1 protein-coding gene is annotated in these 506 nt (G+C 59.5%); it reads left to right on the top strand.

Annotated features, from left to right (window positions below):
• Nucleotides 1-506: IS66 family transposase (locus tag INT21_RS10935; RefSeq protein WP_193085181.1), on the top strand; the 506-nt coding region annotated here is incomplete at both ends.

Genomic DNA, 506 nt, shown 5'->3' with positions numbered 1-506 from the left:
TCGGTACTGTTCGATTATGACCCATCCCGTGGCGGCCAGGTGCCAGTGCGCCTGCTGGATGACTTCCAGGGTATTCTGCAAGCCGATGGCTATTCCGGCTATGGGCAGGTCTGCCGTGAAAACGGCCTGACACGCATCGGTTGTTGGGACCATGCCCGGCGCAAGTTCGTGGAAGCCTCCCGGGCTGCGCCAGCCAAGGGCAAAAAAGGCCAGCCGTCAAAAGCCGATGTGGCCCTCAGTCACATCCGCAAACTGTACGCCCTAGAAAAAGCCGCGAACGAACTGAGTGACGCCGAGCGCTATCGCGTGCGTCAGGAAAAAAGCCTGCCGCTGCTGAACACCTTCAAGGCCTGGCTGGAGAAAAACGCCAGCAAGGTGCTGAAAGGCTCGCTCACTCGCAAGGCCATGGACTACACATTGAACCAGTGGGACACGCTGGTGGGCTACTGCAAACGCGGCGATCTGAAAATCAGCAACGCGGGTGCCGAGAATGCCATCCGCCCGTT

This window comes from Halomonas sp. 3F2F, from assembly GCF_014897805.1.
Classification (GTDB): domain Bacteria; phylum Pseudomonadota; class Gammaproteobacteria; order Pseudomonadales; family Halomonadaceae; genus Vreelandella.
Note: the sequence above shows the minus strand (reverse complement) of the source record. Positions and strands in the feature narration are given on the sequence as shown.